Source organism: Bacillus sp. FJAT-28004, assembly GCF_001280845.1.
Classification (GTDB): Bacteria; Bacillota; Bacilli; order Paenibacillales; family Paenibacillaceae; genus Pristimantibacillus.
Genome location: NZ_LGHP01000001.1, coordinates 1640145 through 1654467 on the forward strand (window position 1 = coordinate 1640145; position 14323 = coordinate 1654467).

General features: G+C 46.8%; 13 protein-coding genes. 7 read left to right on the plus strand and 6 right to left on the minus strand.

All coding sequences use genetic code 11. The annotated features are described in order from the left end of the window. Nucleotides 1–1503, plus strand: coding sequence for a rhamnulokinase (locus tag AC787_RS06660; RefSeq protein WP_054024059.1), 1503 nt, complete (start codon nt 1–3; stop codon nt 1501–1503). A 39-nt stretch (nt 1504–1542) separates the two neighbouring features. Further along, nucleotides 1543–1968, plus strand: coding sequence for an L-fucose mutarotase (fucU, locus tag AC787_RS06665; RefSeq protein WP_054024060.1), 426 nt, complete (start codon nt 1543–1545; stop codon nt 1966–1968). A gap of 125 nt (nt 1969–2093) precedes the next feature. On the opposite strand, the gene AC787_RS06670 is transcribed toward fucU, so the two are convergent. Together AC787_RS06670 and AC787_RS06675 are read right to left on the minus strand one after the other, a co-directional pair. After that, entirely contained in the window at nt 2094–2630 is a 537-nt protein-coding gene (locus AC787_RS06670) for a GNAT family N-acetyltransferase (protein WP_054024061.1), read from the minus strand. A 75-nt stretch (nt 2631–2705) separates the two neighbouring features. Further along, nucleotides 2706–3563, minus strand: a complete 858-nt coding sequence (locus tag AC787_RS06675; protein ID WP_054024062.1) for a helix-turn-helix transcriptional regulator — start codon at nt 3561–3563, stop codon at nt 2706–2708. A gap of 190 nt (nt 3564–3753) precedes the next feature. On the opposite strand from AC787_RS06675, the gene AC787_RS06680 reads away from it, so the two are divergent. Continuing rightward, nucleotides 3754–5640, plus strand: a complete 1887-nt coding sequence (locus AC787_RS06680) for a beta-L-arabinofuranosidase domain-containing protein (RefSeq protein ID WP_054024063.1) — start codon at nt 3754–3756, stop codon at nt 5638–5640. A 108-nt stretch (nt 5641–5748) separates the two neighbouring features. Here the strand turns inward: AC787_RS06680 and AC787_RS06685 are convergent, their stop codons facing one another. Both AC787_RS06685 and AC787_RS06690 read right to left on the minus strand, forming a co-directional pair. Continuing rightward, entirely contained in the window at nt 5749–6636 is an 888-nt protein-coding gene (locus AC787_RS06685; protein ID WP_054024064.1) for a DUF4358 domain-containing protein, read from the minus strand. A gap of 79 nt (nt 6637–6715) precedes the next feature. Further along, complete coding sequence (locus AC787_RS06690; RefSeq protein WP_054024065.1) at nt 6716–7603, minus strand: helix-turn-helix transcriptional regulator; 888 nt, start codon at nt 7601–7603, stop codon at nt 6716–6718. Nucleotides 7604–7729: 126 nt separating this feature from the next. Here AC787_RS06690 and AC787_RS06695 point away from each other — a divergent pair, with 126 nt between their 5' ends. The 3 genes from AC787_RS06695 to AC787_RS06705 all read left to right on the plus strand — a co-directional run bounded on the left by AC787_RS06695 (nt 7730) and on the right by AC787_RS06705 (nt 10965). Further along, complete coding sequence (locus AC787_RS06695) at nt 7730–8617, plus strand: sugar phosphate isomerase/epimerase family protein (protein WP_054024066.1); 888 nt, start codon at nt 7730–7732, stop codon at nt 8615–8617. 32 nt (nt 8618–8649) lie between these two features. Beyond that, nucleotides 8650–9702 (plus strand): Gfo/Idh/MocA family protein, encoded by a 1053-nt coding sequence (locus AC787_RS06700; protein ID WP_054024067.1) that lies wholly within the window; start codon nt 8650–8652, stop codon nt 9700–9702. A 102-nt stretch (nt 9703–9804) separates the two neighbouring features. Further along, entirely contained in the window at nt 9805–10965 is a 1161-nt protein-coding gene (locus AC787_RS06705; protein WP_054026941.1) for a sn-glycerol-1-phosphate dehydrogenase, read from the plus strand. Nucleotides 10966–11028: 63 nt separating this feature from the next. On the opposite strand, the gene AC787_RS06710 is transcribed toward AC787_RS06705, so the two are convergent. Beyond that, entirely contained in the window at nt 11029–11856 is an 828-nt protein-coding gene (locus tag AC787_RS06710; RefSeq protein ID WP_054024068.1) for an aldo/keto reductase, read from the minus strand. Between the two features lie 16 nt (nt 11857–11872). Continuing rightward, on the minus strand, nt 11873–13039 hold the full coding sequence (locus AC787_RS06715; RefSeq protein ID WP_054024069.1) for an iron-containing alcohol dehydrogenase: 1167 nt from the start codon (nt 13037–13039) through the stop codon (nt 11873–11875). Nucleotides 13040–13223: 184 nt separating this feature from the next. Here AC787_RS06715 and AC787_RS06720 point away from each other — a divergent pair, with 184 nt between their 5' ends. Beyond that, nucleotides 13224–14129 carry an ArsR/SmtB family transcription factor gene (locus tag AC787_RS06720; RefSeq protein WP_054024070.1) on the plus strand — a complete coding sequence of 302 codons (906 nt, stop codon included), beginning with the start codon at nt 13224–13226 and terminating at the stop codon, nt 14127–14129. Nucleotides 14130–14323: the final 194 nt, after the last annotated feature.

Genomic DNA, 14323 nt, shown 5'->3' on the forward strand with positions numbered 1-14323 from the left:
ATGACAAAGCTTGCGACTATGCTAGCGTTTGATCTAGGCGCAAGCAGCGGCAGGGCGTTAATCGGAGAGCTGCTGCCTAATGAAGCTGGCGGTCAAAATACGCTGAAGGTGACGGAAATTCATCGTTTTCCGAATCAGCCGATTGCCGCTAACGGACATTTGCACTGGGATATTTTGCGCCTGCTGCAGGAGCTGAAGATTGCCATTCGCAAAGCCTTCCAAGAAGGCTTTGCTCCGCAGACGTTCGGCATTGATACATGGGGCGTGGATTTTGGGCTGCTCGATGCAAATGGCGAGCTGCTCGGAAATCCATATCATTACCGTGATTCGCAAACAGATGGGATCATAGAAGAGCTGAATGAACGGATCGGCAAAGACCGTTTGTATGAGCAAGGCGGCTTGCAGTTTATGCCTTTTAATACGATAAACCAGCTGTATGCGATGAAGAAAGCAGCATCGCCTAAGCTTACGGCAGCAAGCACGCTGCTGCTTACGCCGGATCTGCTAGCCTATTTCCTGACAGGCGAGAAAGTGTGCGAGTTTACGATGGCGACGACAACACAGCTCTATCGACCGAAGGAACAGCAATGGAATCAGGAGCTAATGGATGAGCTGGGCATTCCGAGTAAGTTATTTATTGATCCCATTCATCCTGGAACGAAGATTGGACCGTTAACGGCCGAAGTGTGCGCCGAGCTTGACGTTCCACCGATTATAGCCGTTGCAGTTGGAACGCATGATACGGAATCCGCGGTTGCGGCAGTTCCTGCGATCGGCAACTCTACCTTTGCTTATCTCGTATGCGGGACTTGGTCGCTGCTTGGTACCGAGCTCGCAAGTCCAAATGTTTCACCAGAGGCACAAGCACTTGATTTCTCCAACGAAGGTGGAGTTGGTGGGACCTATCAATTGCTCAAAAACATTATGGGACTATGGATATTGCAAGAGTGCAAGCGGGAATGGGAGGAACAGGGGCATGCGTGGTCGTTCGCTGAAATCGTCGAACAAGCCGAAGAGGCGCAGCCATTCCGCAGCTTCATCCATCCCGACGATCCGAAGTTTTTTGCGCCATCTGGCATGATCGGACGCATTCAAGCTTATTGCGAGCAAACGTCGCAGCCGGTTCCTCAGTCAATAGGTGAAATTACACGCTGCATTTTGGAGAGCTTGGCATTAAGGTATCGGCAGGCGCTAGCTCAAATGGAAGATTTGACGAAGCAAAGTTTCAATGGCTTGCATATGGTTGGCGGAGGCATTCAGAATAGGCTGCTGTGCCGCTTAACAGCTAATGCGATCGCTAGGCCGGTTTGGACGGGACCCGTAGAAGCAAGCGCGATTGGCAATATGCTCATGCAGCTTGTCGCACTAGGCGAATGTGCAAATCTTCAAGAAGCGAGGCAGCTCGTAGCTGCATCGTTTCCAATTGAGGAATTTGCTCCTGAGCAGCCTAATGAGTGGGATATTGCGTTTGAGGCTTATGAGCGTCTTGTGATCATGAAGTAACTCGTATTTATACATCTATAGCGAGAGGAAGAGGCTAGCATGCTGATTGGTATATCGAAACTGATTTCCCCAGAGCTTCTTAAGGTGCTCAGTGAAATGGGGCATAGCGACGAAATCGTGATAGCCGATGGCAACTTCCCAGCTGCAAGCCATGCTGAGCGGCTCATTCGTGCTGACGGGCATGATGTGCCTGCCCTGCTTGACGCGATTTTGCAGCTGTTCCCTTTAGATCAATACGTTGAGAAGCCGGCGGCACTTATGCAGGTTGTTCCGGGTGATACGGTGGAAACCCCAATTTGGGAAAAATACCGCTTTATTATCGAACAGCGTACGGGTTTATCGGAGCCATTCGAGCAGGTTGAGCGTTTTGCTTTTTATGAGCGAGCGAAGCAGGCTTATGCGGTAATCGCTACAGGGGAAAGCGCGCTTTACGCTAATCTGATTTTGAAGAAAGGCGTCATTTAAGGATAGCTGGCTATAATTACGTCTTCATATTTGGAGGCTGCCTTCACGGTTAAAAACCGGGGGCAGCCTCTTTCTATTCCTACGGCTAGACAGCGAGTCAACCATCTAATATGGCTGCTAGTCTATCATTTGAAATAATCATCGCGCAAAAGGCTGTAATAAGCAATGTCCTCATAAGCATCCCACTTTAGAAAATGCTGGCGGAAGGTGCCTTCGTACTGCATACCTACTTTTTTCATAACGTTCGATGATGCAGGGTTTTTTGTCATTGCAGCTGCATGAATTTTATTAAGCGCGAGCTCCTCGAAACCAAACTGCGTAATTCGCTTGACGCCTTCCGTAACATACCCCTGATTCCAGTAACGCTTGCCTATCCAATAACCAAGCTCAGCTCTTTTATGATTATTGTTAATTAGTATGCCGATGCATCCCATAAACACATTGTTTTCTTTGTTAATAATGGCAAATGAGTAATCATCCCCTCGCTTAGCAGCCTCAGCCTTTCGAATAATAAAAGCTTCAGCTCCGCCCTCTGGGTAAGGGTAAGGAATATTTAAGGTGGTGCTGGCAATGTCATAATCGTTAATCAATAGTTCCAACGCCTCGGCATCTCCTGGCTCCAGTTGTCTGAGAATCAGTCTTTCTGTATGAAATACAAACATTGCAAACACCTCCACAAGTGAATTTCAATTAAGTATAAAGAAAAATATGGAAGTTGCAAGAAGTTTTTTTATCGATTATTTAGACCGATAGAGCATTCGAAATGCCTTTGGTTTCGTACTCGTGTGTTTCGTGAAGCAGCGAACAAAATACGGAAAGGAGCCGAAGCCCGTTTCTTCGGCTATTTTGCCAATGGCTTCATTCGTATGGATGAGCAGCCGTTTCGCTTGATCAATGCGGTGGCGAGTGACATATTCGAGCGGGGTGCACCCGAACGTTTTTTTCATACAAATCGCAATATAATTGGGGTGGAAATGCAGCTCCTCTGCCATTTTCTTATAGCTGAGCGGGTCTTGATAGTTTCGCCTGAGGAAGAGTGCGGTTGTTTCGGCAATTTGCAAATAAGGACTTTCAGCAGCTGATTGGTTTTGATCTTGAAGAAGCTGCAGGAGAACGTGAAAAAGCTGCTGCTGCTCCCAGCGAGAATGAGCGGAGGGCTGTTCCTGCAGCTGAAGCAGCTCGTGTATTTTGTCTTCAACCACTTGAGGTAAAAGCACTTTCTTCTGTTTTGGAAGGTGAAAAGGAAAATACTCGATCGGAGCAAAGGGCTGGCCCTCATGCGAAATAGAGAAAGGCAGCCGTTCATGTGATTCGCTCCAATCACCGACCGTTTGAAAGTGAAGCCAATAAAAATGGGTTTCCTCGCTGCAAGGCATGGTCGTTCGATGAGAACGGTCAGGTCGAAAAATAACATAATGACCTGCCGAAATATTGAACGCATGTCCTTCCTCTTCCATATATAAACAGCCGCGTGTAACGAATATCAGATCGAATACTCCGATGTTTGAACGATCAGCATGTCTGCCAAGTATCGGATAAGTGTCTTCACCGCCATGAATGAAATGAGGCATGGGGGGACAAATGAATTGGAACATTCAAGGTTCACTCCTTGCTATGTCATTACGGGATAATCATATGCGATTATTGCAGTTTGAGTAAAGATATTAAAAATCATATAGGTTGTGATTGGATAAAAAGTAGTTGAGATCAGCTATCCAAACGAGCCTGCCTTGCATGGTATATTCAGGATGCATTCAATATCGCATGAAGGAGTGGTACTGCAGCATGGGACATTTAAATGAAGCATTTGGAGCGCTGCCGCTTGGCAGCATTAAGGCTGAAGGCTGGCTATACAATCAGCTTCGGATACAAGCGGACGGACTTACGGGACATCTGGAGGAGCATTGGGCGGATGTAGGCCCGAACAATGGATGGATTGGCGGAGAAGGCGAGAGCTGGGAACGTGGTCCTTATTATTTGGACGGGCTGCTGCCGCTCGCTTACATACTGGGTGACGAGAAGCTAATCTCGAAAGCGAATCGGTGGGTAGAATGGTCGCTCGCCAGCCAGCAGGAGAACGGCTTCTTTGGCCCGGCACGAATTGAAACGGTTAATAATGACATAGACAAGCAGCAGGACTGGTGGCATTTCATGATCATGCTGAAGGTTATGATGCAATATGAGGAAGCAACGAATGACGAGCGTATCGTTCCTTTTTTAACTAAGTTTTTTGGGTATGTAAGTTCTGTGATAGAGGAGCAGCCGCTGCGAGGATGGGCGAAGTCGCGCGGCTCCGAAATGCTGTTATGCATCCTGTGGTTATATAAGAAGACGGAAGACACCGATCTGCTCAAGCTAGCTGACATCGTTGCGAGCCAGACGTTGGAATGGACGGATATTTTCCATGACTTCCCGTTTTGGCGAAAGGTAGAGCAATGGGATTTTCGAACACATGTCGTAAATGTGGCGATGGGCATTAAGATGCCAGGTATTTTATATGAGCTGTACGGTGAGGCTGTTCAGCGCGATGCGGTTCATCGCGGCATCGACAGTCTGATGACCCATCATGGGCAGGCGCACGGCATGTTCTCCGGCGACGAATGGCTGTCGGGCACGCATCCAAGTCAAGGTGTCGAGCTCTGCGCAGTCGTAGAATATATGTATTCTATGGAGCAGCTCACTCGTATATTTGGGGAAGGGCGCTTCGGCGACATTTTGGAAAAGGTGGCATTCAATGCGCTTCCGGCTACGATCTCAAAGGATTGGAGCTCGCATCAATATGATCAGCAGGTGAATCAAATTGTTTGTAATGTAGCGCCTAGAAATTGGAGCAATGGTCCGGATGCCAATTTGTTTGGCTTAGAACCTAATTTTGGCTGCTGTACGTCAAATATGCATCAAGGATGGCCGAAGTTTGCTTCTCATCTATGGATGACCGATGTAAGCGGTGGCTTGGCAGCTGTATCGTATGCTCCTTGCCATGTCCAAACATCTGTTGCAGACGGAGTAGCAGCTGAGGTGCGAGTAAGCGGACAATATCCGTTTCATGATGAAGTGACGATAGAGCTTACGCTTGATCGCACGGCTGTTTTTGCCATTTCGCTGCGCGTGCCGGAATGGTCCGTGAATCCAAGCTTGCTTGTGAACGGTGAAACGATTGGTTTGACGCCAGTTAAAGGTTATGCGCGAATCGAACGTGAATGGCAAAGCGGTGATATGCTGCTGCTGAAGCTGCCTATGGAGGTTCGCACCGTTTCTCGCAATCTGTTCGCAGTAAGCGTAGAACGTGGACCGCTCGTCTACGCACTGCCGCTGGTGGAGAATTGGCAGCTGCTCAGAAAACGCGAGCTGTTTCATGACTGGGAAATATACCCGGGTTCTCCTTGGAAGTACGGCCTGCTTGCGGACACGAACTTCGAGGTTTTGGTGAGTGATGATGCGATTCCATATCAGCCGTTTGATGCAGCTGTTGCACCCATCCGTTTGAGAGCAAGAGGAAAACTTGTTGCAGATTGGAGGATGGAAGGCAATAATGCGGGTACTCCTCCTCTCAATCCGGGTACAGAGGGTCAGCCGGTAACTGAACTGGAGCTGGTGCCGTATGGAAGCGCTAAGCTGCGAATCGGAGAATTCCCTCTTCTCGGCAATCGGAAGCCGATTATACGGAGATAAGCGTAGAGAGATCACTCGATATGAAACAAAAAATGGCGGTGCAAGGAGTTATTCCTGCACCGCCATTTTCATGCTAAGAAGTCTATTTTCTAGACCAATTGACATGCTTCACGATTTTTTCTTAAAAAACGCATTAAAAATTTCTGCTGTTTTTTGCTGGTCCGGCGTTATCGAGAAGAGAACAAATGGTCCATTTTGTATAATCTGATAGTTCAGAGCCTGCTCATATTGATCTTGTACATAGGTTTCAAATGCTTTTTGTATGGCCTCGGCACGCTTCTTGAAAAGAGCTTCAATGTCTGAAAAATCTTTCTCTGATTTGAGTTGAACGACGGAAAACTCTCCGGCTTGAATCATAATCGTCGGCTGATAGAAAATGCCGTCAACCAGCATCGTTTCCGGGTCTATGCCATAGCTGTCTTGAATTTGTTCGCCTTCAACAGCCGTAAGCGGCCCTAACCCCGCATCTGCTGTTAATTTGGCTGCTATATCAGCGACGGTGACCTCAGTGGACGGATTGCCTGGATTTGGCTTCGACGTCGGCTTCGGAGAAGGAGACGCTGTAGCAATCGGCAAGGAGGATGGCTTCGGTGTTGCTGTCGGTTTAATGATTGGTTTCTCGGTCGGTGTGTCAGTGACTGGTTTCTTGGTCGGTTGTACGGTTGGCAAAGGTTTAGCTGATGCTGCAGGTTTCTTCGTTGGTTCCGCAGTCGCAGCAGCTTCATCATTCTTTGCTGGTACTTTAGTTGGTGCAGGTGTGACCGTCGCCGCAGCATCCGTTGGAGATGAGGTGGCAGTAGGTTCTTCAGTCGTTATATCCTCAGCAGGAGGCGTTGTTTCGATAGGCTTGTCCGTTGCATTGACTCCACCTGATACCGAAGTGCTGCTCTCTCCTTTATTCGTTTGTTTGCCGGCATTGCTGCAGCCAGCTGAAATGACCGTTATGAGAATAACTATGGTTATGACGGAGAAGTATCTCGTTTTAAGCATGAACATCCCATTATCTCCTTAAATCATCGTTATAATTAAGACGCAGGCAAAGGTCAAAAGGTTGCCCCAAGCCCAACTACTTCATTTATGGCTTACGTGCCTGTGACGGGGTCATCCCCTTGTACTGCTTGTATAGCTTCGTAAAATAGTTCGGATTCTCACACCCGACCTTCGCTGCGATTTCAGTAATCGTATCATTGCTTTCACGCAGCAGTCGCTCGGCTTCGTTCATGCGGTTGACATTTACATATTCCACGAAGGTGCGTCCAGTCAGCTTTTTGAACAGCTTGCAAAAATGGTAGGGATTAAGACTGACTTGTTTGGCGGCCTGCTCAATCGACATTTTTTCACGAAAATCAGATTCGATACGCTGAATGAGCAGCTTGAACCGGTCACGATTGGCAAAGTATGGTTCCGCAGGCATGCCTACCAGCTGCCGCTCGATGAAAGTGCGGGAAAGAAGCGTAAATAGAGCATACAGCTTCGACTTGACGATTAGTTGATAGGCTGGAGGCTTGGCAGCCAGCTCGGTAATTGCCTCTTCCAGCAAAGAGTAATATGGAATACAAGATTCATCCTGCTCGGCTGGCTTGACAGGATAGCGAAGCCGCCCTTCCAAGTAAGGCGCAACAAACTGTGCGTGCAGGGGATCATGTACCCAATCATTGAAGAGGGATGCATTGAAGACGATACAATCATAATAAATATTCTCGTAACGAAGCGCATAGCCGACATGAAGCCCGCCGCCTGGAATGAGAAGTACTTCACCTGCATTGGCGATATAAGGACGGCTATCGATATGGAAGAGAGCACTGCCTTCTCTCATGACGATGATCTCGAAATGCTCATGCCAATGCAAATAGAGGAAACATTCATTTGGTGTTACATCATAGGCTCGGTTTTGAAATAGCTGAAATGGATATGCTTTTTGCTCTAGACGCGTATTTTCCCATAGCTCTTTCGGATAGCTCATTTGCAGCACCTCCAACACAAGATTCGACTAGTATTGCGCAAGATTGTATAGAGAAATATGCAAAACTCCTAGCTATAATGGAGTTGTTGAGAATACTATAAGCCAATATTGGAGTGATATACAAGGATGGATAATAAATTGAGAATTGGAACGCTAGTCGGCGGAGGGAATGCAGATCAGATCATTCCACAAATCGTAAAGCATGGATTTGAATCGTTTAACTTAACTTTTTGGCAAACGACTGGCGACACGGATCTTGTGGAAATGGCTAAACGGGTAAGAGCGCTCGCAGATGAACATGATTTTGTAGTTCCTGCTGTAAGCGTTTTCGGAAACCCACTAACTGGCGAAGGCAACAACGCAGATACGCTTGCCAGCTGGGAGCGTGTGATTGATCATGCGCATCTGTTTGGAGCAGATATCGTATCCGGATTCACAGGTCGATTGACGAATCAACCGATTGACGAATCCATTCCGAAATTCAAGGAAGTTTTCGGTGAGCTCACGCGCAGAGCAGCGGATAAAGGTGTGCGGATTGCTTTTGAAAACTGTGATATGGGCGGAACATGGGCAACAGGCGATTGGAATATTGCCCATAACCCAGCAGCTTGGGAGCTTATGTTTGACGCGGTGCCACTAGACAACATCGGATTGGAATGGGAGCCGTGCCACCAAATGGTCAGCTTGATCGATCCGATTCCGCAGCTGCGCAAATGGGCAAATAAGGTGTTCCATGTACACGGCAAAGACGCTACGATTGCTTGGGATATTGTGAAGGAACACGGTGTACACAGCAAGCAGCAGTATGTATGGCATCGGACACCTGGTTTCGGCGATAGCAACTGGAAAGATATTATTACGATTTTGAGACAGAACGGCTATAAAGGCACGATTGATATTGAGGGCTGGCATGATCCTGTTTATAAAGATGAGCTGGAAATGACTGGACAAGTACATGCATTAAATTATTTGAAACACTGCCGCGGCGGCGATTTTGTCCCTAATCCAGTGTAGAACAATAGAGCTCAAAAAAAGGAGAGAATAGAATGACGATTAAGCATCGTGTAGTGGTCGCCGGCTGCGGAGGCATGGCGAATACTTGGGTAGATTACGCCAAAGAACGGGAAGACACAGAAATTGTTGGACTTGTTGACATTAAGGAAGAGTTTGCACAAGCGATGGCTGAACGCAAGGGACTGAATTGTCCAACCTTCACTGACATTAAACAAGCCATTGCAGAGACAGGTGCTACGATCGTTTTTGATGTGACCATTCCTGCGAGCCACTATACAATCAGTACGGCAGCTTTAGAGCTGGGCTGTCACGTCTTTGGAGAAAAGCCGCTTGCAGAATCGATGAGTGATTGCAATGCAATCGTCCGGATTGCTCGCGAGTCGAACAGAACGCATGCTGTTATGCAAAATCGCAGGTTTGACCCTCGTATTCGTGCTTTTCGTCAGTTGCTGGATGATGGCACGATTGGCAAACCAGGATTTGTAGGAGCTGATTTTTTCTTGGGCGCGCATTTTGGCGGCTTTCGTGATGCGATGGACAGTCCGCTGCTGCTGGATATGGCGATTCATACATTCGATCAAGCGAGATTTATCATCAATGCTAATCCCGTTTCCGTCTATTGTCATGAGTTTAATCCTCCAGGTTCTTGGTATGCAGGGAATGCAAATGCGATCTGCATCTTTGAAATGTCCGACGGCTCCGTATTTAATTATCGCGGATCATGGTGCGCGGAGGGTGCGTCTACCACATGGGAGGCTTCTTGGAGAGTAACAGGTGAGCATGGTACAGCGATTTGGGAAGGGGATAATAATCCGTACGCGGAGATCGTAGTTGCAGGCGATCAGACTGGTAAATTCATACGTGACTATGAACGAGTAGAGACCCAGCTTCCGGAAATGGAAAATACGCATCATAAAGGTTGTTTGGATAATATGTTTGCTTCGCTTGAGGAAGGCGACAAGCCGGAAACAGATTGCAGCGACAATATTTATAGTATGGCGATGGTTCTAGCTTCGCTTGAGAGTGCTAAAACCGGTCAAAAGGTACAGATTGCCGACTTTATGGCAGCAGCGACAAGCAAGTGAATTTGGTTTGAATAAGAGGGCTGGTGCATGTCGTTAAAGTTGACAAGTTATGCCATGCAAGAGCAGAATAAAGACAATACACTAGGAAATGAGGCATGGCTCATGTCAACCCTTATCGATAGAGTCAAACAGCTGGCCGCAGGTTTTGATGAAGAGACGCTGCGAGCGATTGAAATAAACCCTTTGCTTGTTGAAGCGGGCGCCCTTCAAGAGGTTGCTCCTTACATGAAGGAAAAGCAGTATAGTCGGGTTATTATCGCTGCGGACGCAATTACGTATGACATTGCTGGGAAAACACTAGAGGAAGCTATCGCTGCGCAAGGTATTTCTGTTCATGTGACGGTCATAAAGGCAGACCGTCAAGGCGATGTAATTGCCGATGAAGCATCGATCGTACAGCTCTTGCTAGATATTCAACAGCGTAAAGCACAGGTAGTCATTGCGGCAGGTTCGGGAACGATACATGATATATCTAGGTATGCCGCTTATACAGCGGGTATTCCCTTTGTATCTGTACCGACTGCGCCATCCGTTGACGGCTTCAATTCCAAAGGAGCGCCGATTATTATTCGTGGCGAGAAGAAGACGATCGCTGCAATTGGTCCCGATGCGATATTTGCTGATTTGGAAATACTCGCAAAAGCACCCGCTGCCATGGTAGCGGCTGGTTTTGGCGATATGATTGGCAAATATACATCGCTGTTTGATTGGAGTTTTGGCGCATCGGAGGGCGGTGAGCCTTATTCGGAAGAGGTTGCAGAGATTACGCGTATCGCGCTTAACAAATGCGTAGAGAATGCCTCATTAATCGCTAGCCGTGACCAGCAAGGTATACGCATACTTATAGAAGCACTTATTGAATCCGGCCTCGCAATGCTCTTATTCGGTCAGTCGCACTCGGCGTCCGGCGCAGAGCATCATCTATCGCATTTCTGGGAAATGGAATATATTCGTCTTGGTAAAAGACAACTGCTGCATGGTGCAAAGGTCGGTGTAGCTTGTGCGGAAATTTCTAAGCTTTATCATCGACTTGCCGCTGAAGAAGCAGGACTAGCCTTTACTGTTAATCCTGAGAAGGTAAGAGCGGCGATTGCCGCACTTCCGGATGAAGTCCAGATTAGAACGTGGCTGAAGCAGGTTGGCGGGCCGACTACGACTGAGGAACTTGGCGTTGATGAGGAGCTGCTCATGATAAGTTTGCAAGAAGCTCATCTGGTTAGGCCGAACAGATATACTTTACTAAGCGCTTATAACGCCATTTAAGCAAAAAAACGGCTCCATCCTATTATACTAGGATGGAGCCGTCTTTATTTTGGAGAGATTTGATTAGAAGTTGAAATTATCTGGATCTGGACCAAAACGATGATCTTGGTTGAGTGCGTTGATTTGAGACATTTCCTCAGACGTTAATGTGAAATCGAAAATATTCCCATTTTCCACAATTCGAGCTGGAGTAATTGATTTTGGAATGGTAACAACCTCGTTTTGAAGGTCCCAACGAAGCACTACTTGAGCAGGAGACTTGCCGTATTTGGCAGCAATCTCAGTAAGCACGTTGTGATCTAAGTTTCCTTGCATAAGCGGGCTCCAAGCCATAAGTTGAATGCTGCGGCTCTTGGAAAAAGCATGAAGCTCCGTTTGTGTAAGAAGCGGGTGATATTCCACTTGATTGACCATTGGAACAAATTCGCCTGCAGTAATGATATCCTGTAGATGGTGAATTTGGAAGTTGCTGACGCCGATGGAGCGTACATAACCATCACGGTATAGCTTTTCAAGCGCGCGCCAGGTTTCCAAGTACTTGTCCTTGACAGGCCAGTGGATGAGCAATAGATCAACAGACTCAATGCCAAGTTTCCGTCTGCTATCCTCAAAAGCTGTTAGTGTGGAATCGTAGCCTTGATGAGCATTCCAAATTTTTGTCGTAACAAAAATCTCGTCGCGAGCGATCCCGCTGTTTCGAATACCAGCGCCGACGCCTTCTTCATTATTATAAGCTGCTGCCGTATCGATGCTTCTATAACCTGCTTCAATGGCAGAGGCGACCGTTCTTTCCGCTTCGCCGTCATCTTTAACTTTCCATACGCCAAGACCAAGCCAAGGCATTTTTACTCCGTTGCTTAATGTGGTATGCGCAGTAAGTGCATGAGTCATTTATCCTAACCTCCAGTTAAAGTGATAATTCTAAAATAGCTTTAACATCTTGTTTTTCTAAACGCTTGAATGAACCGATCGCACCATATCGAACAGCTTCCTCAGCCATACGATCCAGCTTGTCACTTCCGATCTCGTAGTCGGCTAGACGTGACTCAGCGCCAATTTTAGTGAAGAAATCACGTGTTGCTTGGATGCCTTCAAGAGCGATTTCTTTGTCAGTTTTGCCCTCAGGATTCACGTTCCATACACGAGTCGCATACTGAACGAAACGATCGACCCGCTCTTCATAAACGTATTTCATCCAATTTGGGAAAATAACGGATAAGCCAGCGCCATGCGGGATATCGTAGATCGCGCTCACTTCATGCTCAATGCCATGCGAAGCCCAATCATTGCTCATACCAACGCTGATAAGACCACCGTTCAAAGCCATCGTTCCGCACCACATCAGGTTTGCACGAGCAGCTGCATCCTCCGGATTTTCAAGCGCAAGCTCAACATTCTCAATAACCGTTTGCAAAATGGATTCGCAGAAGCGTTCCTGCAGCGGCGTATTTTCCGTTAAGCTGAAATATTGCTCGAACACATGCGACATGATGTCGACAGCGCCGTTAACCGTATGGTTGCGAGGCACGGTGTAGGTAAGCGTCGGATCGAGAATAGAGAAGGCAGGATAAGTATGCGGGCTGCCAAAAGCACGCTTTAAGTTTTCCTCCCAGTTCGTCACGACGGAATTGCCGTTCATTTCCGAACCCGTTGCAGCAAGTGTCAAAATCGTACCGAGCGGAAGCGCTTTTTGAATGACTGCTTTGCCCGTGAAGAAATCCCACACATCGCCTTCATAAGGAACACCTGCGGCAATAGCTTTAGCTGCATCAATAACGCTGCCTCCGCCAACGGCTAGAATGAAATCAACGCCTTCAGAACGACAAATGTCGATCCCTTTTTTGACAGTAGATAAACGCGGGTTTGGTTCAATATTAGGAAGCTCGTACACCTTGATGCCAGCTTCTTGAAGAAGGTTTACGGTTTGATCGTACAGGCCCGTTTTTTTGACGCTGCCTGATCCGTAAACGAGCAGGATGGTTTTGCCGTATTTTGAGGCTAGTTGGCCAACTTGTTTAGCTGTGCCTTCACCAAACACAATATGAGTTGGATTAACGAATTGAAATGAGTTCATCAAAATTCCTCCTAGGTATATTTAGATAACTAAAAAGGTAACTAAATATCTTTTGAGTTATGTATACGCCGTTTATTTTAGTGAATTCCGATCAATAAGTCAAGGTGATACGGGTGGAGTGTTGAAAGGATAACTTTTTAGTTATATAATGATTTGAAATTAGACAGAGACAGGGGAAGCAGCAATGGAAATTGAAGTAAGCAGCCGCAATATGAAGTTTCTCGAATGCTTCTCATCACATACACGGGTCAAAATAATTGAATTGCTAGGCATACAGCCTATGAATATAAAAAGCCTATCCGAGGCGCTAGACATAAAGTCTCCTATCGTAACGAGACATATACATATGCTGGAGGAAGCTGGCATTGTGCGCAGCGAAAGCGTGGCGGGCAAGCGCGGCATGCAAAAGATTTGTCATCTCCAGCTGTCGCAGGCGATGCTGGTTTTCAAGAGTGAACCAGTTACGGACGAAACGAAGCGTTACTCGGTCTCAATTCCAGTAGGGCACTACTCATCGTACCAAATCAAGCCCACTTGCGGACTGGCATCTGACTCTCAAATGATTGGGATGTGTGATGATCCGCGTTATTTTGCCGATCCCGAGCATGTCCATGCCAAAGTTTTATGGTTCGGCTCAGGATTCGTTGAATACCGGATTCCTAATTATATGGTCAATAATGAATTACCGGAATCGCTCGAAATTTCGATGGAGATTTGTTCGGACACCCCTTGCAGTGTCAACCACCTGCCATCTGATATTGCTTTTGCGATTAACGGCGTTGGTGTTGGTACGTGGACGTATCCAGGGGATTTTGGAAGCTCAAGAGGATTGTATACTCCTGAATGGTGGCACAAAAATATTCAGTATGGATTTATGAAAACGATCCGTGTTAATCAGCAAGGATCATTCATTGACGGCATCCAAGTATCTGATGTTACGATAAGCGAGCTCATGCTTGCCTACGACAAAGAAATATTGTTCCGTATCTCATCTTGCACAACAGCGAGAAACTGTGGTGGCGTAACGCTGTTTGGCAAAGGATTTGGGAACTATAATCATGATATTGAAGTGACGCTGCGCTGCCAGTAAGGAATGACTTTTTTTCAATAGATAAGATGCCTGTTAAGGTCGAATTTGACCTTAATGGGCATTTTTTTGTTCAAACCATAAAGATAGATGCAGTCAAATGAATGTAAAGAAAATCGTTTGCGATTGTTTCCGTTTGTGTTTGAAATAATCGTATTCAAACACAAACAAATATGATATGATCGATTCAAACAAAT